The 22,078-nt window shown below is 62.5% G+C and carries 16 protein-coding genes and 1 pseudogene; 7 read left to right on the forward strand and 10 right to left on the reverse strand.

Annotated features, from left to right (window positions below; translation table 11 throughout):
• Window positions 1-455 precede the first annotated feature (455 nt).
• The 3 genes from C4K88_RS11450 to C4K88_RS11460 all read left to right on the forward strand — a co-directional run bounded on the left by C4K88_RS11450 (window position 456) and on the right by C4K88_RS11460 (window position 4,722).
• Window positions 456-2,309, forward strand: coding sequence for an ATP-dependent endonuclease (locus C4K88_RS11450; RefSeq protein WP_104121776.1), 1,854 nt, complete (start codon window positions 456-458; stop codon window positions 2,307-2,309).
• A gap of 112 nt (window positions 2,310-2,421) precedes the next feature.
• A complete protein-coding gene (locus C4K88_RS11455) occupies window positions 2,422-2,646 on the forward strand; it encodes a KTSC domain-containing protein (RefSeq protein WP_104121777.1) in 225 nt (74 codons plus the stop codon).
• Between the two features lie 660 nt (window positions 2,647-3,306).
• The gene (locus C4K88_RS11460) at window positions 3,307-4,722 is read left to right on the forward strand and encodes a DUF2130 domain-containing protein (protein ID WP_104121778.1); all 1,416 of its coding nucleotides are present in this window, start codon (window positions 3,307-3,309) and stop codon (window positions 4,720-4,722) included.
• 98 nt (window positions 4,723-4,820) lie between these two features.
• Here the strand turns inward: C4K88_RS11460 and C4K88_RS11465 are convergent, their stop codons facing one another.
• From C4K88_RS11465 to C4K88_RS11485, 5 genes are all read right to left on the reverse strand, one after another.
• Complete coding sequence (locus tag C4K88_RS11465) at window positions 4,821-5,699, reverse strand: hypothetical protein (protein WP_104121779.1); 879 nt, start codon at window positions 5,697-5,699, stop codon at window positions 4,821-4,823.
• A gap of 225 nt (window positions 5,700-5,924) precedes the next feature.
• Entirely contained in the window at window positions 5,925-8,846 is a 2,922-nt protein-coding gene (locus C4K88_RS11470; protein WP_206604366.1) for a DEAD/DEAH box helicase, read from the reverse strand.
• A 4-nt stretch (window positions 8,847-8,850) separates the two neighbouring features.
• Window positions 8,851-10,260 carry an ATP-binding protein gene (locus tag C4K88_RS11475; protein ID WP_104121781.1) on the reverse strand — a complete coding sequence of 470 codons (1,410 nt, stop codon included), beginning with the start codon at window positions 10,258-10,260 and terminating at the stop codon, window positions 8,851-8,853.
• Window positions 10,257-12,551 (reverse strand): tellurite resistance TerB family protein, encoded by a 2,295-nt coding sequence (locus C4K88_RS11480; protein ID WP_104121782.1) that lies wholly within the window; start codon window positions 12,549-12,551, stop codon window positions 10,257-10,259. Before C4K88_RS11480 ends, C4K88_RS11475 begins: the two co-directional genes overlap by 4 nt.
• 346 nt (window positions 12,552-12,897) lie before the next feature.
• On the reverse strand, window positions 12,898-13,593 hold the full coding sequence (locus C4K88_RS11485) for an HNH endonuclease family protein (RefSeq protein WP_104122217.1): 696 nt from the start codon (window positions 13,591-13,593) through the stop codon (window positions 12,898-12,900).
• 255 nt (window positions 13,594-13,848) lie between these two features.
• On the opposite strand from C4K88_RS11485, the gene C4K88_RS11490 reads away from it, so the two are divergent.
• Together C4K88_RS11490 and C4K88_RS11495 are read left to right on the forward strand one after the other, a co-directional pair.
• A complete protein-coding gene (locus tag C4K88_RS11490) occupies window positions 13,849-14,820 on the forward strand; it encodes a hypothetical protein (RefSeq protein WP_104121783.1) in 972 nt (323 codons plus the stop codon).
• Window positions 14,821-14,830: 10 nt separating this feature from the next.
• Window positions 14,831-16,273 (forward strand): hypothetical protein, encoded by a 1,443-nt coding sequence (locus C4K88_RS11495; protein ID WP_206604367.1) that lies wholly within the window; start codon window positions 14,831-14,833, stop codon window positions 16,271-16,273.
• Between the two features lie 206 nt (window positions 16,274-16,479).
• Here C4K88_RS11495 and C4K88_RS11500 read toward each other — a convergent pair whose 3' ends face one another.
• A complete protein-coding gene (locus tag C4K88_RS11500) occupies window positions 16,480-16,773 on the reverse strand; it encodes a hypothetical protein (RefSeq protein WP_104121785.1) in 294 nt (97 codons plus the stop codon).
• A gap of 245 nt (window positions 16,774-17,018) precedes the next feature.
• Here C4K88_RS11500 and C4K88_RS11505 point away from each other — a divergent pair, with 245 nt between their 5' ends.
• Window positions 17,019-17,285 carry a hypothetical protein gene (locus C4K88_RS11505; protein ID WP_104121786.1) on the forward strand — a complete coding sequence of 89 codons (267 nt, stop codon included), beginning with the start codon at window positions 17,019-17,021 and terminating at the stop codon, window positions 17,283-17,285.
• Window positions 17,286-17,402: 117 nt separating this feature from the next.
• Entirely contained in the window at window positions 17,403-18,158 is a 756-nt protein-coding gene (locus tag C4K88_RS11510) for a GAF and ANTAR domain-containing protein (protein ID WP_104121787.1), read from the forward strand.
• Between the two features lie 43 nt (window positions 18,159-18,201).
• Here C4K88_RS11510 and C4K88_RS11515 read toward each other — a convergent pair whose 3' ends face one another.
• The 4 genes and pseudogenes from C4K88_RS11515 to C4K88_RS11530 all read right to left on the reverse strand — a co-directional run bounded on the left by C4K88_RS11515 (window position 18,202) and on the right by C4K88_RS11530 (window position 22,075).
• Window positions 18,202-18,939 carry a GAF domain-containing protein gene (locus C4K88_RS11515; RefSeq protein ID WP_104121788.1) on the reverse strand — a complete coding sequence of 246 codons (738 nt, stop codon included), beginning with the start codon at window positions 18,937-18,939 and terminating at the stop codon, window positions 18,202-18,204.
• Between the two features lie 249 nt (window positions 18,940-19,188).
• Window positions 19,189-19,562: pseudogene (locus tag C4K88_RS11520) on the reverse strand (recombinase family protein); the annotation flags it as partial.
• Window positions 19,563-19,701: 139 nt separating this feature from the next.
• The gene (gene glsA / locus C4K88_RS11525) at window positions 19,702-20,670 is read right to left on the reverse strand and encodes a glutaminase A (RefSeq protein WP_104121789.1); all 969 of its coding nucleotides are present in this window, start codon (window positions 20,668-20,670) and stop codon (window positions 19,702-19,704) included.
• Between the two features lie 526 nt (window positions 20,671-21,196).
• A complete protein-coding gene (locus C4K88_RS11530) occupies window positions 21,197-22,075 on the reverse strand; it encodes a mechanosensitive ion channel family protein (protein WP_206604368.1) in 879 nt (292 codons plus the stop codon).
• Window positions 22,076-22,078 lie beyond the last annotated feature (3 nt).

The following is a 22,078-nucleotide window of genomic DNA, read 5'->3' on the forward strand; positions in this document are numbered from 1 at the left end:
CGGTCAGATACTGCTGATCGGGCTGATCCTGCACGCCTACCCAGTGATGATCCAACGCATCGTGCGCTACCGGATCACCACCCGACGGGCCAACACCCACACCAGCAGGAGCAGGAGTGCTCATAACCAACAACTGCCCTGAGCCAGACCATGCTGTGAACGTGCCTAACGGCACGTAGGTCTCGGACACGACCCATGGCACACGACACGCCGTTCCCGACGGTCCTGGGCGGATGTGTCTCGTGGACGGTCGTTCATAAAAGGCGCGTGTCACTAAGCACTTACTGCGTGCCGGCAGCCCGCCACCGCTAGAGTCGCGTGAAGATTGATCAAATCCCACCGTGCGCCGCAGCACAGGAATGAGTCGCCATGACTGTCACCGCGTGTCCTCCTGAGTGCCCCGAGTACAGGCGTCCCAGTGCGTCAGGGACGCTCGACGCAGAAGTAGGACGCTGATGCGCATTCAATCCGTGCGAATACGCAATTTTCGTGCCCTCGAGAATGTAGAGATTGCATTTGACACAGTCACTACGTTCATTGGGCCCAACGGCACAGGAAAGTCCACGGCGCTTCGGGCTTTGGAGTGGTTCTTCAACGGTAAGCCTGGATCCCTCAACGACGAGGACTGCGCGTTTGGTGCGGTCGCAGACATTGAGGTCCAGGTGACGTTCTCGGATCTGACAAGCAAAGATCGCGAGGCCCTGACCAAGTACACACCACCAAGGGCTGCCACCTTTACTGCCTGGAAGATTCGTCGCCCCGATGGCTCCGAGACGATGTCGGCGAACGCGAAGAGCTTCGCAGCCTTCAACGACATCAGGGCCTCAAGCGCTGCGGCCGAGAAGAAGAAGCTCTACGTCGCGCTTCGAGCAGCACACCCGGAGCTAGAACTACCCGCTGCGTCAACATCGGCACTCATCGACGAGGCGATGACAACTTGGGAATCGGCACACACGGAGCAGCTGACGAACGCACCCGAGGGGCTACCGACAAACTTTTTCGGCTTCAACAGCAACGGCAAGATGAGCGGGCTATTCGACTTCGTGCTCGTCACTGCAGATCTTCGAGCAAGCGAGGAATCGCTCGATGGCAAAGCAAGCATCATCGGACGAATCCTTGAGCGCTCAGTCGATAGAACGGCCGCAGATGAGGCGATCGCAACCATCGTTGAAGAGAGCAGGGCACGCCAGCAGCAGGTCTATACAGACAAGTTCCAAACGCAGCTGGTAGAAGTCAAGACCAAACTCGATGAGGTAGTCGCGCGCTACTCCCCCGGTCGTACGATCACAGTGAAGCCCAGCGAAGTCGAACTGAAGGCACCCCGGACCACCTTCGAGGTGGCAGTCCTCGATGGTAATACCGAGACGAAAGTTGATCGCCAGGGTCACGGATTCCAGCGCACACTGCTCATCTCAGCACTCCAGGTCCTGGCAGAATCTGGCGCCGCGTCGGCGGAGGGCTCAATCTGCCTAGCAATCGAAGAGCCCGAACTCTTCCAACACCCGATCCAGGCGCAGGCGTTTGCGAAGGTGTTGCGCGCGCTGGCCGAAGACGCGTCAAAACGAGTGCAGGTGACCTATGCGACCCATAGTCCGTACTTCGTCGAAGGTCGGCACTTCGAGCAGGTACGGCGCCTCGTGCGATCAAACGCCGAACCGCCTAGTGTGACGGTGCATTCGGCGACGATCGCCGACGTCAAAGAGAAGGTCGCAGGAGCCCTCACCGCAGACCAGGTGGAGCGTCAGCTGAGCAGCGCAGCGACCGGGGAGCTGGCAGTAGCGCTGTTCGCATCGCGTGCGTTGATCGTCGAGGGTCCAACAGATTTAGCGGTGCTTTACGGCATCGGGGACAGACAATCGATAGCGGGCCTTGAGTCCCGCGGCGTTGCCATCGTTCCGGCGAACGGCAAGGCAAGCATTCCTCTGGCGCACGCGATCCTCACCAAGCTCGGCATCCCCGCATACGCTGTGTTCGACGTTGATGCAGAAGCTGCACCGAAAGACAGGAACACACACTCGACACAAAATAGGAGACTCCTCGCCTATTTCGGGCAACCCGAAGAAGACTTTCCCGCTGAATCCGTGCTGGACGATGTGGCATTCTTCGGTGACTGTCTCGAAACCTTCCTGGCTACAGAGTGGCCAGAATGGTTGGTCGCCTGCAAACGAGTCGAAGCCGCTGCTGGAATCTCGCTCGAGAAGAACAAGCTCGCATACCGCACGGCCACCCTCGAGTCTGAGGGAGCAGTGCCCTCGATGCTGCAAGAAGTTTTAGGACGAGCCGAAGGTCGCGAACCATGCACGAAATAGTTTGTCCGCACTGCAACAAGACCTTTACTATCGATGGCGCTGGGTGTGTCGGCAGCCCAACGATGGCCGGTAGGTTCGCTGAGCTGGCTGCAGGCGGACCTGAGGAGGAGCAATGAAGCGCGTCCCAGTTGAGAGCAGCAACCTAGTTTCGGTCGGGTACGACGCCCAAATCGGCACACTCGAGGTGGAGTTCAAACACAGACGGTTCTATCGATACTTCAATGTCCCCCCTGACGTATTCGACGCGCTGATCGAGGTGAATAAGTCGGGGAAAAGCGTCGGAACGTACTTCGACCTCTACGTAAAGAAGGTCGGCTACCGCTACCACGAGCTTTGACACTGCTCACACCCTCAGCCTTACCGAGTCGCTGCCGTACGCTGCTGCCTGTCCAAGCAAAGAATCCTTTGCTTGGACGACAAGACTCGAGGCCGCCAGCAGCGCCGATCCGATCCAGATGAGAAAACCTACTGCGCTCGTTCCGACCCGACACGTCGTGCCACCTCAAGAACTACCCTGATTCCGACGAAGGCGAGCTGGAACCTGCCGGGCAACGGAGCGATATTCCCGATGCTAAGAAACTCGCGAGTCTCCATTTTGGAAGCCGCCGGAATACCCTAGAGCGACAGCATTAAGCGGCTCATTGTGAGTGGTGTGCCACTGCCGGACTACCCACCGAATCAACACGGGTAAATTTTGACGAAGTTCTCGACAAATACGCGTTATGAGTGTTAGACATCTCTCGGGAATAAGTCAGTCGAGTCGAACACCACGTACAAGATCGGCCTCCCAGGTCGTGATTTGGGCGTCTTTGATCGACTGGTGGCTGGACCCGCACCGTAACTCCCTCCGCACCCTGCTCGGTGCTGCGGCATTCAGTTCGTATGCCGCGCCATCGGAAACTAGCCTGCCTAAAGCATTGTCTTTCCTCTAAGAGACCAGAGGACCACCCGCGTGCGGCCGTTCGGGGCTGACGCAACCTAACTTGGAGTTCCAATCATGCATGACATCAAGTGCCCACACTGCGAACGAACATTCACGATCGATGAAGCCGGCTACGCCGACATCGTCAAGCAGGTTCGGGACGCCGAATTCGAACAGCAGCTCCACGAGCGGCTCGAGTTGGCCGAGCAGGAAAAGAGCAATGCCCTTGAACTGGCGGAAGCGAAGGCTACCAGCGAGCTTCAGAAGACTGCGGCGGCTAAGGATGCCGAGATACAGGATCTGCACGCGAAGCTCGATGCCGTTGGGGTTGCGCAGAAGCTTGCCGTGACCGAGGCCCTTATTGCAGTGGAGCGGGAGCGGGACTCGATCGCGAGCGAACTCGCCCGAACGAAGCAGGAGATGCAGTCATCGGTAGAGCTGGCTGATGCGAAGCTTGCCGGTGAGCTTGAGAAGAGCGTCTCGGCGAAGGACGCTGCGATCCAGGACCTTCAGGCGAAGCTGGCGGCCATTGAGACCGAGAAGAAGCTTGCCATCACCGAGGCGGTCGGCACCGTCGAAAAGGAACGCGACGAACTAAAGAGCGGCCTGCAGCGCGCCGAGCTCGAGAAGCAGCTCGTCGAGACGTCGCTGAAGGACAAGTACGAAACGCAGATCAAGGATCGCGAAGATCAAATCGAGCGACTGCGAGATCTGAAGGCGAAGTTGTCGACCAAGATGGTCGGTGAAACCCTCGAACAGCATTGCGAGATCGAGTTTAACCGCATTCGTGCCACGGCCTTCCCTCGAGCCTACTTCGAGAAGGATAACGATGCCCGGAGTGGCAGCAAGGGTGACTTCATCTTCCGCGACTCCGACGATGCTGGTACTGAGATCGTCTCGATCATGTTCGAGATGAAGAACGAGAACGATGGCACCGCGACGAAGCACAAGAACGAAGACTTTCTGAAGGAGCTTGACAAGGACCGCACCGAGAAGGGGTGCGAGTACGCTGTCCTGGTCTCTCTGCTCGAACCCGACAGTGAGCTCTACAACACGGGGATCGTCGACGTCTCTCACCGCTACCCAAAAATGTATGTCATCCGGCCGCAATTCTTCATCCAGCTGATCGCGCTGCTGCGGAACGCCGCAATGAACTCGCTCAAGTACAAGACCGAGCTCGCCCTGGTGAAGGCACAGAACATCGACATCACGAACTTCGAGCAACAAGTCGAGGACTTCAAGGACGCGTTCGGCCGCAACTGGCGGCTCGCTTCTGACGGCTTCGAAGAAGCTGTGAAGCGCATCGACGAAGCCATTAAAGACTTGGAGAAGACGAAAGCGGCGCTGCACAAGTCGGCCAACAACCTGCGGCTTGCCAACGACAAGGCCACAGACCTTACGATCAGGAAGCTCACCCGAGGCAACGCGACAATGGCAGCCCGGTTCGCCGAGATCGAACAAGCGAAAGCTGACGAGTGGCAGGTCAACTGATGACGAACTGCTCTCGGCGAGCTGCAAAGTGGCTGCAGTCGGCTACGACGAAACGGCTCTCAGTGTAGGACCCTTTGAAGCGCCGAGTGGCGGTTGCCCTATGGTCTTCCACCGAGGTTAGCGGCGTGAGCTCTCAGTTCGTCCGCTACCTGGGCGTGTACGGCCCATCCCTCGAACTGCCGGGCCAGGAAGTCAGCTGCAGTCCGCTTCCTGGCCGCGACAGTGTGCGATCTGATCCACTCTTGGGTTTGAATGAGGGCCTCCGATAGTTCAGGAAGCTGTTCCCGGATTTCCAAGTTTCGCAGTTCGGCTGCTTCCCGATCACGTCGCCCAAGCCCTTCCATCGCGGTCGTGAAGACGAAGAACTCCTCCTCGGATGTCGGCTCCGGAGCAAGCCGTTTCGCGGCGGCACCGCGCTTATGAGGCGGTGTTCCTCGGTAGGAGGGGTCGTTCATGGTCTTTTCGATGAGCCCCTGAACCCCGGCACGACGGATGTGGAAGAGCGCACTGTTGGCCTCCACCTCCTCATCTTCAGCCACCTCGATCGCGGCGTTGAGCTGGTCTTGAAGATCGTCAACCCAGCCTGCTGAGGCCCGCCAGCGCCAGACCAGGCCCTGTACGGGACAGGTGAGAATGATGCCGCTCAGCTCGCCCTTGCGATCCAAAGCAGATTCCAGCACCTTGTCCACCCCCGGCGCATCGTCGGGCAGCTCGTTATCCTCATCGACCAGCGAGAGTGGATCAAACGACACGCGCTCCAAAAAGACGAGAGAGCCGCCGCCGGCCTTGATCAACTCGGCCATCTCGGCAGGGGCTACCTCGGGGAAACGGAAATACAAGTCAACAATCCGCGGAACCATCATCGGCAGGCGGCTGAGCTGTAGTCCGATCGTCTCCAACTCCGCCGGGAGATCGGTCAGTAGATGCTGTAGATCCTCAGTCGTCGTGGCGTTAGCCAGAACCCGCATTTCAGTCATAGCGCGATCCTATTGGCTCACCGCACCCTCCCCAAGCGGACAACTTCAGCCCTTTCTGCTTCCCGACCTCACGGGCGCGCTGCAACTGACAATTGACCAGGTACTCCCTAGCCCGCTCAACGGATCCAATGATGAGACGCGCCTTTGTGAACCTCGTACACCTTTCACCTTCAGCGGCGGCGCCGAAGCGGGCCACAGGGGCGTAAGGATTCAAAAGAGGATGTGCTACTGGCCTTCGCGCGGTTTTCCCGGGTGGCCGGATCTTCCGTTAGCCCTTTCGTCGCTCCACGTACTGGGGACGCTTGCGGGCTTTGGTTGGAAGAGGTGCCGACTTTTATCCGCTTTCTGCTCGAGATAGGTCCGGAGTATCTCTGCGGCTGCAGCCGCGTCTGCAAGAGCGGTATGCGCCGTACCGGTGTCGATTCCCAACCGCTGACAGACCGCAGCAAGAGTGGCAGGGCTGCCGGGCTCGAAGGCTCGGCTGAGCTGCATGGTGCACAGCACCGGCCACGCCGGTGCTGACATGCCGGCCCGCTCGAATTCTGCTGTTAGGAAGCCCAGGTCGAAGGCGACGTTGTGGGCAACAACGACAGCACCTGAGAGTTGTTCGGCGATTTCATTCAGCACTTCAGCGAAGCCGGGAGCATCTGCGATGTCTGCGGAGGTGATGCCGTGGATATGGCTGGGCCCGGTGGGTTGGTGAGAGTTGATGAGGGTGGTCCAGCTGCGTTCCCGCACGCCGTGGGCGTTCAGCCGGATGATTGCGATTTCGACGACCCGGTGTCTCTGCGGGGAGAATCCGGTGGTTTCGACGTCAATAACCGCGAAGGGCGTCTTCCCTAGCACGACCGGGAGCCCCGGAGATGATGATCGGAAAGATTTGGCCAGCCCCATACCGCTGTCGCCCCTTTGTATATCCGGGTCGATGTGGGCGAGCCGCTGCAGGGTGGACCATGCTGCCGGTACATCCAGAGAGCTGGCAGCGTAGGAATGGGTGAGCAGGTCATCATCGAGGTGGACGTCGTGTTTGTCCTGGGTTTTGACCAGTACGGTCTGGGCGAGCTCGGTGGGGGCCGGTTGCTCGGATGCTGCTAGTTGGTGGAGAAGACCGGCGAGTTCAGCGGGGGATGTTTTGCGGCAGTTCAGGGCGACTCCGTCCTGGCTGGCCGCGATGCCTTCGCTGGAGAGCAGGACATGGAGGGTGTTCATGATCCGGTCCCCGGCCCACGGGAAGAGGAGTGTGTCGTCGCCCCAGGGGAGGATCGCCCGGTGGCGCAGACCGAGGCGCTTGTAGGATTCGCGCCCTTGGGAGGCAAAGAGCCGGCCGGTGTGATCGAGGTAGGCAGGCATCGTGTCGTTTTCGTAGAGCCGGTGCATGCGCTGGCGGATGCCGTCGGCAATTTGCGCTCCCGCCCCCGTAAACGCGGGAGGTTTACCGCCCGCGGCTTTGGCGAGGTTGATGACTTTGCCGGCGAGGTCGACGTCCAGGACCCGCCATCGCCGCCCTGCGAAAATGAGCAGGCTACCTTCGGTGACCGGGTGGTCGATGGGGATGGATCCAAGGGTCCGGCCTGAGGCCACGAGGCGGTATTCCTCCGCGGTTTGGAACGCGCTGTAGAAGCTGTAGTGGTTGACCAACCGCTCACCGATTCGCCCTGGCAGGAGGGTTCCGTCCGAGGCCTGCGTGAGGATCTCCTTGCTGCCCAAGGTTCGGAGCAGTTGTATGAACATGCGCTGGTCTACATGCCGGAACGGTCCCGCCTGGCAGAGGGCACTGAAAAGTTCGGTTGCTTGGGCGCCTCCGTGCTGGGCTATCACGGAGAGGATTTGTTGGATCAGGGTGGAGAGGTGCAGGCCGGCCGTGTTGGGGGGCTCGTACCATTTCTCGAGCAGCAGTTCAACGATCGCGAGGGTTTCAAAGGTTCCTGTGCGCAGCTGATCTACCGGTGGCGTTCGTTCGTGAAGGGGCTCTTCGGACGTGTAGAGGCGCAGGGTCGCCGGACCGTTTCGCCGTCCGGATCGGCCCAGCCGTTGGCGCAGGGCGGAGACGCTGCCGGGAGATCCTATTTGTGCGACGGTGTCGGCCGATCCGATGTCGATGCCCATTTCTAGGGTGGAGGTGCAGACGGCCGTGGCCGGGGTTTCAGTCCTCCGGAGCTTGGATTCGACGTCTTCGCGGAATTCTTTGGACAGGTTTCCGTGGTGAGGGAAGAACTCGTTGGCTACCCGGTTGTTTTCACTGATCTCTTGAAGAAGATCGGCGTAGGTCTCCACATTGGCGCGGGAGTTGGCGAAGACCAGATTGTCCCGGCCGCGGAGGTTGCGGAAGAGATGTTCGGCGATCGCGCGTTTATCGATGTCGCTCTCCATTTCCTCCTCGTCCACCTGGGAGGAAGCTTGCGGATCCGGGCCGGTGCCGGTGGTGAGGTAGCCGCGCAGTTGCATTCGCAGTTCCGCGCGGTCATCGTCTGTTCCACCGATCAGGTGCACCGGCAGGGCCCGGTCCGGCCGGAGGAAGTCCGCGGCTACGGACAGGTCCGAGAGCGTGGCGGAGAGACCTATGCGCGGGATTTTCCGGCGGACTGCTAGTTCCACCCGGTGGAGCAGGGACTGCAACTGCGCCCCGCGTTCGGTTCCGATGAAGGAGTGCAGTTCATCGACCACGATGTACTGCAGCCCGTGCAGCAGTGCCGGGATGCGGGTGCCTTGGGTGATGAAGAGTGCTTCGAGAGATTCCGGGGTGATCAGGAGCAGCCCGTCGGGTGATTCCCTGAGGGTTTTGCGGGCCGCCCCGGTGACGTCTCCGTGTCGGCGATGCACTGGCACTTCGACGTGTTCCGCGAGGGTGCTGAGCCGTTCGTACTGGTCGTTGATCAGGGCCTTCAGCGGTGAAATGTAGAGAGCCTTGACCCCTGCGGGGACGAGTCCGTTCTCGGCTGCGCTGGCCAGGGCCGAGAGGATCGGCAGCCAGGCGGCTTCGGTCTTTCCGCTGGCGGTCGCGGCACTGATGATGACGTCCGTGTCAGCGGCCAGGATGGGGTCTACCGCTTGGGCCTGAGCGGTCCGCAGCTGCTGCCACTTTTGTTCCCAGATCCAGGTTTGGACACGGCGGTGCAGCCTGTCGAACGCGGCGGCGGGATCACTCATGAGCTCACAGCTTGAAGGCGGACAGTTCGTCATCGTCCCTGTCAGCCAGTGGACTGCCGTGTGGAGCGCCGAACCCTGAATTGGCCGGTGTCTCTGCGGTCTGCGTGGGCGTTGTGCGCTGTGGCGCCGGCTCCGCGGGTGTGAGGGGGGCGAGGTCGGGGTTGGACTCGTGGTCGAGCTTTACTCCGACGAGTAGGTCTTCCCATTGCCGCCCGGGGTTTTGTTCCAGTACCGCGAGCAGGTCCAGGAAACTCTTGATGGTGTTGCGGGGGGTGCGGAAATAGGCGTCACCGATGCGCTGGGCACAGTGACGCATGTAGGCGGTGATGCCGTCATCGGGGATCAGATACGCCGACTTCTCCCCTCCGGCCTGGACGTGCCGGAGCTTGGTCAGTAGGACATAGAAGTCTTCCGGGGTCAGGCTGGACAGGCGCAGTATGGGCCCGGAGTAGTCCACGAGTCCGTCGACGGCATAGCTGTTCTCCTCGAGCCGAGACTGCAGGGCCGCGTATGAGTAGAGGCCACGGCGCGGATCCAAGAGGAAGTCGGGGGTGCCGCCGAAAACGAATCCCAGACCTGACGCGGTGCCCTGGGTGGAGTCGTTGAGGATCCGGAGAATCTGTTCGTAGTTGGAATTACGGGCCTGGCTGTTGGCCAGCTTGTACAGGTTCACCATCTCGTCCAGGCAGACCAGGAGGCCTCCAAACCCGGCGAGACGGACGAACAGGGCCAGCAGCTTGAGCTGGTCGTAGAAGTTGGAGTCATCCACGATGGTCCGTACGCCCAGGGCAGCGCGCGCATCGGTGCGGGTGGTGAATTCGCCGCGTAGCCACCGAACGGCATCGGCCTTGAGTTGTTCGTTCCCGGTGTCGTGTCCTTGCCAGTACTTGGCGATCACTTCGGCGAAGTCGTATCCACCGGTGAGTTCGGAAAGCTGATCGAGGTCGCGGCGGATGATGGTTTCCACGGCCTCGCCGGAGGCCCGGGACTCCGTGAGGGCCTGCGTGACGAAGCGTTCCACCACACTGGACATGGCGCCGCCGTCGGCCTTGGCCCGGGTGGACATGTTGCGCGTGAGCTCGGCGTACAGGCTTCTGGCCTGCCCACCGGTGGCCTGCAGGCGCCGGTCCGGTGAGAGATCGGCGTGGACCGTAACAAGTTTCTGCTGCAGGGCAATCGAGCGGATCAGATGCAGAAAGAAAGTTTTGCCGGAGCCGTAGTCGCCGATGATGAAGCGGCTGCCGGCTCCGCCGTCATTGATGCGGTGAATGTCCGAAAGCAGCGCCTGCACTTCGTTGACCCGGCCCACCTGGACATGCTGCTGGCCCGTCCGCGGGACCACGCCTGCACGCAGGGACTGCAGCAGCGCGTCCCGCTCTCGGGGGCGGATGGCGGCAGCGGAGGGACCGGTCATGAGCAAAGCTCCTTTAGAGCGTAGGCATTGATGGTGAGGATCTCATCGCCTTCGATGAGAGGTTCATCAGAGGCGTCAAGGGCTGCTTCGTTCAGCGTGTCCAGGGCCCCGTCCGGCAGTAGCCCGTGGTGGGCGGCGAGGTCCTCGAACTCGTTGCGGTCCAACTGGTTGCGTCCTGCCAGAGCGTGCAGCATCGAGGAGTGTGCCTGATCGAGGCCGGCCACCGGAAAGGTATCGCCAGGATTGGTCCCGGCTGGTTCCTCGAGTCCAGGCTGTTGCGGCCGTTTCGGTCCGCCCGGTTCCGGGGCGGGAAGGGTCTGGTCCTCGTCGAAGATTCCGCCCAGCAGGGCTGACACTGCAGCTGTTTCGCTCATCTTGGCCTGGATGATCGTCGGGTCCAGCATGAATCCTGTTTCGGCTGGGGCGGCGGTCGGAGGTACGGGAATGGGGTAGCCCGGTTCCGGCTCCCCGGCCGGACGGACCGTCACCGGTCCCCTGGCAGCGGCAGGGGATCCCGTCATGGCGGCGTGGAGCCTGCTGGATACCGTTGATGCTTCCAGGCCTAGGAGTTTGTAGATTTTTTGCAAGGTGGTGACTTCGGCCGGTGCGATGTGGCCGTCGGCGGCGGCGACGGTGACAAGCATGTCGCCCACCGCGGCCTTTTGTGCACCTGAAAGGCTTTCCAGGCGTTTGGTGAGTCCGGTCAGTTTCACTTCGGTGGCACCGAGCCACTGCAGATGCGCCTGGAGCCGGGTGCGTTCGGGTGTGGTCAGCTGCAGGGATGATTCCAGGTGGGCGGTGAGGTGATCGAGTTCGGCCGGCAGGATATGGCCGTCGGCGGCGGTCACGGCAGCGGCCAGGTGCATCATCGTCAGGGCGGTGCTGTAGGCAGGGGTCGGAGAGTGTGGGCTGCCGGGTTGAACCCGGAAGAGCACCACTGGGGTCAGCTCGCTGACCGCGGCGCCCCCGAAGCGGACATCGGGCTCCAGGGCGGCGCCCAGGCTGTCCAGCAGGGTTGCGAGATTGACGGTTTCGGGCTTGCTGGCTTTGCCGGTTCCACCGGCGGGCCAGTGGCTGAACAGCTCTGCTCCGGAGATCAGCGCGGTTCCCGAAGGGGCCAGTTTTTTCACCAGCCAGTCCTGGAAGTCCCGAACGGACCCGGTGCTGCCGTCGATCAGGTCCCCTGGCAAAAGTGCGGCAGCGGCCAGGGTTCCTGCCTTATCCGGATTGCGCCCGAGCCACCGGCTGTAGGGTTCCAGCTCAGCGCTCACACCGTCGAAGAGTGCCGCGAGCTTCCGAAGAGGTGCCTGCTGGGCGAACACATCCGGGATGTTGTCCATTTCTAGGTTGGCTTGGCCGATCTGAGAGCTGGCCGTGTGATAGCTGGTTCTGATTGTGGTCTTGCCTGGGCGGACGGTGAACCCGTCCCCGAACTTCTGCTGGTACCTGAGCGTGAAGAGCCGGGTGAATTCCTCGGTGCACCGGGAGGCAGGGGTGCGCAGTGGGATCTCGGGGTGGAACCATGCCCAGGCCAGAGCCCAGTGCGCAGGAATCGGTTTACCGTTCGCTGCCAGGTCGCCCAGCCCGACCTTGAGATTGATCGGAACCAGCCACCGCGACTCGGTCAGGGCCGGGGGTTTGCCTCCCGCCGAGGCCGGGCCCTGCATCAACATGAAGTCGATCAAATCCAAGAATCGGGACGCGTACCCGGAAAAGGAACTGCTGCGATCCCCGTGCAGTTCGAGCAGGGACACCATTTCAGCTCTGATCGGGACCAGTTCACTCGCGAGAGAGGGGTCGCTTCCGATGTCCACCAGGACGCGGTGCTCGAGCCCGTACATGAACAGGAAGACATAGCCGATCGGCACCTCGGGATAGCGTCGTGCGTCCGCCAGCCAGGTGAGATACGCAGCCCGCGCGGCTGGTGTGATCGATTCATAAGAAGGCCAGTAGTCCAGGGACTGTCCTGCCCAGTCCGGGTTCTGCGAATTGATCCTGAGTGCAGGATTGATCAGGGACGGCTCTGTCCGGCCCTTGGGCGAGGGCATAGCTGTACCGACATAGACCAGGCCACCCGGGATCAGGTAGCCGCCGACCTGTACCGCCTCGCCGTATCCGTACCAGCGCGTCTTACTTGAAACACGGTTGGACTTCTGGCGTACGGGCGGGGCGTTCGGTGCACGATGTACTGGAAGAGGGCGATCAACAGGCGGGGGGACCACCGGAGAGGAGGGCGCCCTCGGCCGCTCAGCCTCACCCGATAAAGACCGCAACCAACTCAAAAACCCCACGAGATCCCCGATCCTTGTGCCGATAAAATTTACCGCGCAGCCACCCGATTCCTTGTAGATACTAGGCCCAGAATTGCGTTCCGGACCTCGCTCATGGCGTGTCGATGGTAGCTGTCTGACAGGGTGGTTTTTCCACGCTTAGTTGTCTCACTCCTGCATGCGGCGCCCTCCCCGGCTGGCACGCCAGACTGACCATTGTCGCCATTCTCATTCAAGTACGACCAGTAGCCAGACCTGCGCTAGCTAAATTGTGATGCGCCAAAAGAGTAGGCGGTTTCGACACACCCCTCGAGCGGCTGCAGGGTCCGGCGCCTGAACGACGGCCGCCGCTTATTTTTGGGCTGCCCTAGGTGGGCAGCGGCTGATCGGGGCAGGTCGTCAGGACACGCGCGATGGCGTCGTGCTCGGCGGTGGTCATCCAGAGCCCGTATTCAGCTTTCACCGCGGTTTGCGCGGCCACGTATTCGCAGCGGAACGCCTTGTTCGGCGGCAGCCACGTGGCGGCGTCACCGTCGCCCTTGGCACCGTTGGTGGGGCCGTCGGCGGCCTGGAGGTTCAGGGGGTCGTTGGCGAACTGGATCCGCTCCTCGATGGAGAGCTGCTGGGCGCCGGTCTGCCAGGCGTTCGAGAGGGCGACGATGTGGTCGATCTGGACGTCGGAGCTGGTGTCCTGCCCGCGCTGGAACTGGATGCGGGTGCCGGTGTAGGGGTCGTCGAGGACCCCGGACTTGACCTTGCAGGGGACGCTGTTCACGTGCGCGACGTCGCTCAGATCGCGATTGAGGACATCGTTGCGGGTATCGCAGCCATTGCGGTCGATGTCGGCCCAGGCGTCGCCGAACTCCTCGCGGCTGTAGCCGGTCTTCGGGGCGCGGCCCTTGACGGGAATCTGCTCGAGGGCCGTCAGCGCCGTGTCGGCCGACACCTGCTCCGTGTCGAAGTCCGGGTGCACCGATGACATCGTGTCGCACCCGGTAAGGCCGAGGACCAGGACGACACCGGCAGCGGCGAGACTCAGGCGGGAGCAGCGAGAGTGCTTCATGCTCGTCATGTGTACGGGGCGAGGGGTTCTGCTCATCGGCATCAAGCCTACCCAGATGCGTCGACGCCACAGTCGCCCCAACCACGCCCACATTTTCAGGACCTCCAGCGCACGGCTTTAGGTGGGTAGGAGGAGAGCCCGGCATGAAGGTCCCTCCAGCGCCTCCGTGGTCCCGCGGAGTGGGCGGTGCGTGTCGTCGCCGGCAGTCGATACTCTCTTCTACGGATCAGACCGCGATGGAGTTGGGGGAAACGAATGGCAGAGCATTTCGACGTGAGTGGCGCCAAAGAGAGTTTTGGTAGGGCGTTCCGGGGCGCATCAGCGCATATCGCTGGACAGGCCGGAAACGTCAAAGAGGCCGCGAAGGAAACGGTGGAGAAGCTGGCGGCGAAGACCGCGGACCCCTACGAGGAAGTCCTCACCGAGTACAACGTCGCCTTCACCGCGATGACCGACAAGGGGACCTCTCTCCTGCGCCAGCGCGAGCGGTCGGCGGATGTGATCGAACTCGTCGAACTGCTGGTGAACAGCATCGCGAACACCCCGAAGTCGTTCGAGACCATCTTGGGTACGGTCAGCGCGCAGAAGACCGAGTTCCTGAGCGCAGAGGAGTTCGCCCGCAAGGACCTCGAAGCCGCGAAACGCTCCGCGGCCGGCGCCGGTGTCGGCTTCGCGACGGGAGCAGCCGTGGCGGGCGTGGCCCCCACGGCTGCCATGTGGGTCGCCACCACCTTCGGTACCGCATCGACGGGCACCGCGATCTCCACTCTCTCCGGGGCCGCCGCGAGCAACGCCGCCCTGGCCTGGCTTGGCGGCGGCGCCCTGGCCGCAGGCGGTGGAGGCAGCGCCGCAGGGGGTGCCCTGCTCGCGCTGGCCGGACCCATCGGATGGACCGTCGCGGGAGCCTCCCTCCTCACCTCCGTCGCACTGCTCTCGAAAAAGAAGCTGGAAACGCGGGCGGCAAGACAGGAAGCACTGCTTGCGGTGAAGCAGAACATCGCGACGGTCGAGCGTGACGAGGCCCAGATCAGCGACCTCCTCGAGAAAACGACCGCTCTTCGCGTCGAGCTCAGGAACTGCTACGGCGCGGCACTGGCGTCCTTCGGCGCCGACTTCCTTTCGCTTCCCGCATCCCAGCAGGGCAGCCTGGCGGTCCTGGTCAACAACACGAAGGCGTGTGCAGCCTTGCTGGCAGAGCGCGTTGATCAGGGCGCACCCGATGAGTGAGGTCACGAAGATGACCAGGAGCACTCAGGAGCAGGCAGTCGCTTCCTGGGTGAACTACCTCAACCAGGTCCGCATCGACCGCCTCCTGAGCTCACTCCAGCAGCAGGACGAGAACCTCCTGACTGCCCTGGGCAGCGTCCACGAAGCGATCCGGAAGATCAACCTCGAGGTCGTCACCGCCAATCGCGGTGGGCAGCACGGCATGCACGGCTTCATTGCCGAACTCGCCGAGGTGGGTATCGGCAATGCCCGCAAGCACATCCTCGGCCAAGACCCCGTCTATCAATGGGTTAACGACAATGGGCCGGTGGACCTCCTGCGCGACGGTGTAGAAATCCAGCAGAAATTCGTCGCCGCTGGCGGCCGCTTCTCACTCGGAGCTATCACCGAGCACCTCCAGAAGTATCCCGACTACGTGAACAACGGCGGAAAGTATCAGATCCCCGCGGATCACTTCGAGATGGTCCAGCGGTTACGTGCCATGCCACAGGAGGAGGCCGGGAAGCTGCTCTCGCGCAGCAGCGGCGGACCGTCCTTCACGGACTGGCGACGGATCGACGCATTCTTCCAGCAAGGGTCGATCGGCATCGACTCTCTCGAACCATCAACGCTCGAGTACCGCGACGTTCAAAGAGGCGCGTACGCCTCGACCATGGCAGCCGAGGAACACTCCCTCCGCTCCACCGACCAGTCTCTGCGCAACACCGCGTATCAGGAGAGCCTGCCGACGCTGCAGGAAGGGGCGTCGGCCACCCTTGCGGCCGGCGCGATCGAGGGCGGGACGGCCTTCGTGCTGGCCATCATCGCCAAAACCCGCGGAGGCAAGCGACTTCGAGAGTTCGACCAGCAGGACTGGGCAGATATCGCAGCCGACACCGGGCTGGGCTTCGGCAAGGGCGGAATCAGAGGCTCCAGCATCTATGCGTTGACGAACTTCACTGCCACGTCAGCCGCGGTCGCAAGCTCGATGGTCACCGCGGCCTTCGGTATCGCAGAGCAGGCGAACAGGCTTCGCCGCGGTGAGATCGACGAGCTCGAGTTCATCGAGGACTCCGAACGTCTCTCGTTGGAGGCAGCCGTGAGTGCGCTGTCCTCCTTTGTCGGTCAGGCGCTCATCCCCGTTCCCGTCCTCGGCGCCGTAATCGGCAACACCATCGGCGCCATCATGTACAGCACCGTCGCGTCGTCCCTCTCGAACCGGGAAGCCGAGCTCATCGAACGCTACGTGGACGAGCAGCGCGTCCTCGACGAGCAGCTTTCCGCCGAGTACCAGGAGCTCATCCAGAGGCTCCACGAGAGCATGTCCGACTATCTCGGATTGCTCGAACGGGCCTTCTCGCCTGACCTGCAGGTGGCGCTCCTTGGATCAGCCGAGCTCGCACAGCGCTGCGGTGTCCCCACCGGCGAAATCCTGGACTCCGAGGAAAAGATCCGCTCCTACTTCCTCGACTGAATCGGCAGGAATGACTGATCCGTACACCTCGTCGCTGCCCACAGCATTGCGCCGTCCCGCCCCGGCAATAATGCCTGTTCTGCCGGCGATTACGAAGCATCCACACATGCCGGCCATTCTGCCCGCTGCAGCCGACACTGAGCGATGTTGCAGGCGCCTCGCGTGAGCGATGCGCCCGCAGTGTCCATATGGAGTGGGCCCTCCGGCTAAGGGGCGGACAGGTGCCTTAAGCGTCCGAACTTGCCGGTGAGGCGCTTACCCTCCCACCTCTCGAGCTGGTGCATGGTCCTCTTGTCATAACCGATGCGTTGCATCGCCTCAACGATCTGACCAATCGACAGCCCTGCCTCCGCGCACCTCGCTAGGTGCTTGGGCATCAACTCGTCGGTCTGTCCATTGCTGTCCCACCCGTTGTTGCCGAGGTGATCGGTGCGGTCCAGCAATTTTGCTTGGTCGTCAGTGAACCCAACCCACTCGAAACCTTCCGCCTTTTCGGCCATGCTTCCCCTCATGTACGGAACTACCTCGTCCCTTGCCTGCTACTTGGTCTGGGCGGCCTAGGGATTTCGGACGGTGGGCCCTCCTAAACTGAGGGTGCTACTGGGAGAGAGATCCGCAGGATGAGGGTTGTGGTGCTGCAGTGGTTGGATCGGGCTGGTTGAGGAGCATGTCAGGGTTTTGATAGGGTCAGCATCGGTTCAGAAGAGAGCCTGATTTCGCTCTGCTCTCTTCTGAAAGGTGTCCTGTGACCACGCGCCTGACTCCGTCTGAACCCTTCCCCGAGGACCTGTCGTCCTTGAGTCTTCCTCAGGTCGAGGTCCTCAACAGCAAGATTCAGCGCGAGCTCTCCCACGAGTACGTCCAGGATGGTCTGCCTGATCCGGAGACGGAGTTCCGCAATGAGGAACTTACCGAGGAACTCGACCGGCGTGATGCCGCCGCCGGCGCAGAGTCCGCCGAGCATCCTTCCCAACAATCGGCTCCGGTACTCAACGCCGCCCGGCGCCTTTGATCAGGCCGGGTCTTCAAAGTGATCATCGTGCCACCGGAGCATCGGGGAGCATTACCGGAGGAGTTCCGCGAGCTGACATGTCGTGCGCTCCGCGGTGGTATGTGAAGGAGGGTTCTCATGCCGGATGAGAGGGAGTTGGCGGTCCAAACCGCTGATCATGAGACCGTGGCGTTGCTGCAGGACATGGTCCTCGACAGTGAGGACGTGCAGGAATTCCTGGACGGGCTGGTCCATGTCGCCGCGACCGCGTTCTCCGGGGCGCACGGCGAAGTGTTCTGTGGTGTGACCCTGCTGCGACCCCAGTCGATGATTACGGTCGCCAGCAGCAGTGAGCAGGCACGGGTTATGGACGAGGTACAGTACGGTTTCGACGACGGCCCGTGCCTACGCGCGGCCCGGGAGGGCTACACCGTGCATATCCCGGATTTCCTCACCGAGTCCCGCTTTCCCGCCTACCGGCAGGCCATCGCCGGGCACGGCATCCGCGCCGCTTTGGGCATCCCCATCCGACTGGAGGCCGGCGCCAGTGCTGGCCTGGATTTCTACTCGACAGCACCTCATGCGTTCGATGACACCAGCATCGCCGTCGCGGAGGGTTTCGCCCGGGACGCGTCGAAGTCGCTGCGGTTGGCGGTCCGGATCGCCTCTCTGAGCGACACGTCCAAGCACATGCGCGCCGCGATGGAAGCCCGGACCGTCATCGATCTTGCGGTCGGCGTGATCATGGGACAGAACCGGTGCAGTCAGGACGAAGCGGTCGCGATTCTGCGCAGCGCCTCCCAAAGCCGGAACATCAAACTCCGCGATCTCGCGGCGGATCTGCTCGCATCCCTGGGCCAAGGGCAACCGGTCCGCACCCACTTCGACATATAGAGCCCGGCTGACAACACCTCGGACCGGTGAGCCCGGCCGCTGTTCACAGCTCCGACAGGGCACGGGGCCCGTTGACCTCGTCCTCCACGTCCAGGGCCAGAGCGCGCAGAGCGTGCACATCAGCGGTCGAGAAGGAACGGGGAACCTGATCCGCCACACACAAGGAGCCCACTAACCAGCCCAGCGGCCCTCGGACGGGATACCCGGCAAAGAAGCGCACATGCGGGTCGCCGCGCACAAACGGGTTCTCCCTGAAACGCTCATCCGCCGAGGCGTCCTCGACGACGACGGGACCAGCCCGATGAAGTGCGGCGGTGGAGAGCGACACGGTCCGGGGAACGCTGCGCCGCAGCGGACCAATCACTGATTTCCCGAAACACCGGTCATCATCGATGACGGTGATCATCACCGAGCTGACCTGGAACCGATGCTGCGCCTGCCGGCTGATCCGATCAAAGCGATCCTCCGGACCCGTATCCAGCAGCCCGGTCCGGACAACGGCGTCCACACGTTCGGCTTCCCGCTCCCGAGGGGTCAGAAGAAACGCGCCAGCCGCCCCGAGCCCGTGCCCGGCGCCGCTCAACAGCCGCTCGGGCGAGGTATCCGCGCAGCGATCGACCCTCGTCCCGCTGCGAGCCTGGGACAGCAGTGCATTCGCCGCGTCCACGAGGATCCGGCATTCCCCACCATCCAGAACCAGGACCCCTGCCAGGCACGCCTCAAGCTCGAACCAGGACGCCGTACCCCCCATCGCGTAGTACCTGACCCAGAGATCCTCCACCCGCAGGTCCGTCGACGTCAGAGCCTCCCGGACCTGCCGGACACATAGCCATGTCTCCACCTGAACCCCCGCTGCCTTCGACCCCGACCGGTCGCCGCGACCTACCACCCTGCCTGTGCTCGTACACCACAGCTAATAATCAGTATGCTGATCATTTTGGGATTGGCAAGCCTGGAAAGTCCTCCCTGTCGGAGGTCACAACTCCGGCCACGACCGAGGTGACTGTAGGAAAAACGGCATGAGAGGGTCTATCAGTTCACGCTCGTACTCGGCCAGGGTGGCCAGCATGTTCAGCATCAGCCGGCCCGTGGAGGTCGCCGGATCGATCTCATCGGAAAGGGACCGGACGAGGATCCCCCCGCTAATGCAGCAAAGTTCACGGTATTCAACACATCGATCAGGGACCGCCCCAACCGGTCGACCTGCCACACCACGACGGTGTCTCCTTTGCTGGCGTACTCGAGGAGCTTCCTCGTCCCGGGACGCTCCACCGCGGACCGACTGCCCGAGGTCACATCGGCGAAGGCGTCGCGTCGCTGCACCCCGACAGCGTGCAGCGCGTCGAGCTGCAGCTTCGCGTCCTGGGCCGACGTACTCACGCGGGTGTGCCCGAGATGCCTCATTCCGCCAGTCTGCCTCATATGAAGCCGTCGCCAGTGTGACTGCATGACGACTGTGCTGTCGGTCAGTGCCCCCGCTGAGCGAGCTCGACTCACGACAAGTCGGTGACCCCCAGGGTCGACGTGCCGATGCTCGACGAGGTCACTGCTTGGTGCGGGACGCGCGTCCCCTGCGGTCGCCGCCCGTCGCGGAGCCGAAGGCGTGCAGATCGAGTTCGACGCTCAGAAGGTCGGAGGCGACTCGCCCGCGCACGCTCGTCCCTTGCTCGTCGAGAGGCGGGCTCATGACTGCGGCACCGAGCCGCCCGGGGGCGGCGAGCACGATCGCTCCGGAGACGCTGGACTTCGCGGGGATGCCGATTCCACGCATCCAACGGCCTGAACCGTCATACACACCGCAGGTCGCCATGACCGAGACGACGTCGCGAGCCACGGACGGCGGGACGACGCGCTCCTCCGTCACCGGGTTGACTCCGCCGCTGGCGAGGGTCGCCCCCATCACCGCGAGTGCCTTCACGTCGACCAGGACGGCGCAGGCCCGAGCGTAGACGGCGACGGCATCGTCGGCACCGACGTGCAGGGTTCCCTCCGCCCGCATGAGGTGTGCGAGAGCGTGGTTGCGGTCGCCGAGGAGGTGCTCGTTGTGGGCGACGCCTTCATCCACTTCGAGCCGGCGCCCGGCGAAGGCAGAGAGGCCTTGGAGGATTCGCTCGTTACGCTCATCGACATCGCTGCCGTCGATGAGCGATGCCGTGAGCAGCGCTCCGGCATTGACCATCGGGTTCGGTGGGCGGCCGGTGCCGCTCTCGAGCTTGATCGCGTCGAAGGCTTCGCCGGTCGGTTCGATTCCGATGAGGTCCATGGCGTCACCATCCGTGTCCAGCAGAGCCAGGGCGAACAGGAAAGGTTTGACCGCCGACTGCACGCTGAACGGTGACTCCGCCTGCGTCGTGCCGCGCACCGTCCCGTCGGGCAGGGCCAGGGCCAGCGCGCATTGGTCGGCGTCCGCGGCGGCGAGTTCGGGGATGCTGTCGTCCACCGCCCCGCCGTTTTTTTGCATGACCCGCGCCCGCAGATCCTCGAGGTCATAGGCTCCTGCGTCCGGCATCATCCGTCTACAGTGACACAAGTCGTGCTGAATGAAGGCAGTAACGGGTGCGATCGACTGCGAGCAGGGTAATAGCCTGCGACGACAGGAATGACTTCCGGCCAACTCGACTGTCCCCTGCCACCGAACAGGTGTGGGGGCTGCCGTACAGATAGGTCGCAGGTTGTAGGCGCGCAGCCGGTCGGTTGGCGTGGAAGAGTTGACAGGCTTCCTGACTTCATGTGCTCGGCACAAGCTCCCCGCGCTTCGCTGCTTGTCCTGCACACCCCTGGACTACAGAAGCCATGCGCCCACTCACACACACCCACCTACGTCACTGACACGGGGAAGATCACCTCGAGCGAGAAGTAGATGTGCGCAGCCTCATGCTGGCGTGGTCTTGCACGCAATGAGCGGGTTCGGCTGAGGTCCAATAGCTGAGAGGGGTACTACCCGTCGGGTAGTACCCCTCTCCCAGACCTTCTTCGTCCTGTCCGGGTGACGCCTCACCTGTAAGCCCAGGCAGATGGACCGTCAGGACAAGGGAGGACTAGATGCGGTGTGCACCATCAGGGCGGGCGTCGGTACGCTGACCGGCCTGGGCCTTGGCCTGCTGGGCTTTGCCCTTGAGTTGCTGACCGGCGGACGGGGCGGCGTCTGCGTGGGCTTTGATTTTCGGGGCTTCCTCTTCTGCCTTGTTCAGGTAGCCCTCCCAACGGCGGGACATCGGGCCGATGAGGCCTCCTCCGACGCCGACAACGATCACACCGACGACAGCCGCGAGGACCGCGATCAGGATCGGGGTGGTGACGGTCGTGGCGATCTCGACCTGGTTCAGGGCGGCGATGATGCCGATGCCGAGGATGAAGACACTCGCAATGTTCGCCAGGACTTTGCCGTAGGACAGGCCGCCCAGAGCGTTCTGGATCAGCGACTTCACAGCCGCAGCGATGGCCGCTGCGATGACGACGATGACGATCGCGACGATGATCTTGGGCAGGAACGCAATGATGCCGGCGAGCAGGTCGCTGACCGGGTTGGGCCCAAAGACGCCGAAGGCGAACTGCAGGACGAACAGGACCAGGAAGTAGTAGACGATCTTCGAGACGATGTCGCTGGCATCGAGCTTGGACTGGGCCAGTGCCTTCTTCACGCCGCCGCGCTCGACCGCACGATCGAACCCGACCTTCTCCAGCAGCTTGTCCAGTGCCTTCGCGATGACCTTCGCGATGATCAGGCCAACGATCAGAATGACGAGGAACAGGACGAGTTTCGGTACGAACTCGACAACGGTCGCCAGACCGCTTCTGAGAGTTTCTTCCATGAGTAAATGCTCCGTGGTGTGAGTGAGGGGCCGGTTTTCCAGGCGCCCCCAGCGCCACCAGCACATGTCAACCCCACAGTAGGGGTAGCCAAATACGAAAAGCAAGGC

It is taken from the genome of Arthrobacter pityocampae (assembly GCF_002927275.1).
GTDB lineage: Bacteria > Actinomycetota > Actinomycetes > Actinomycetales > Micrococcaceae > Arthrobacter_D > Arthrobacter_D pityocampae.

Coding starts and splice junctions, on each gene's coding strand:
- C4K88_RS11450 (WP_104121776.1), top strand. CDS start 456: ATGCGCATTCAATCCGTGCGAATACGCAATTTTCGTGCCCTCGAGAAT.
- C4K88_RS11455 (WP_104121777.1), top strand. CDS start 2,422: ATGAAGCGCGTCCCAGTTGAGAGCAGCAACCTAGTTTCGGTCGGGTAC.
- C4K88_RS11460 (WP_104121778.1), top strand. CDS start 3,307: ATGCATGACATCAAGTGCCCACACTGCGAACGAACATTCACGATCGAT.
- C4K88_RS11465 (WP_104121779.1), bottom strand. CDS start 5,699: ATGACTGAAATGCGGGTTCTGGCTAACGCCACGACGACTGAGGATCTA.
- C4K88_RS11470 (WP_206604366.1), bottom strand. CDS start 8,846: ATGAGTGATCCCGCCGCCGCGTTCGACAGGCTGCACCGCCGTGTCCAA.
- C4K88_RS11475 (WP_104121781.1), bottom strand. CDS start 10,260: ATGACCGGTCCCTCCGCTGCCGCCATCCGCCCCCGAGAGCGGGACGCG.
- C4K88_RS11485 (WP_104122217.1), bottom strand. CDS start 13,593: ATGAAGCACTCTCGCTGCTCCCGCCTGAGTCTCGCCGCTGCCGGTGTC.
- C4K88_RS11490 (WP_104121783.1), top strand. CDS start 13,849: ATGGCAGAGCATTTCGACGTGAGTGGCGCCAAAGAGAGTTTTGGTAGG.
- C4K88_RS11495 (WP_206604367.1), top strand. CDS start 14,831: ATGACCAGGAGCACTCAGGAGCAGGCAGTCGCTTCCTGGGTGAACTAC.
- C4K88_RS11500 (WP_104121785.1), bottom strand. CDS start 16,773: ATGGCCGAAAAGGCGGAAGGTTTCGAGTGGGTTGGGTTCACTGACGAC.
- C4K88_RS11510 (WP_104121787.1), top strand. CDS start 17,403: ATGCCGGATGAGAGGGAGTTGGCGGTCCAAACCGCTGATCATGAGACC.
- glsA (WP_104121789.1), bottom strand. CDS start 20,670: ATGATGCCGGACGCAGGAGCCTATGACCTCGAGGATCTGCGGGCGCGG.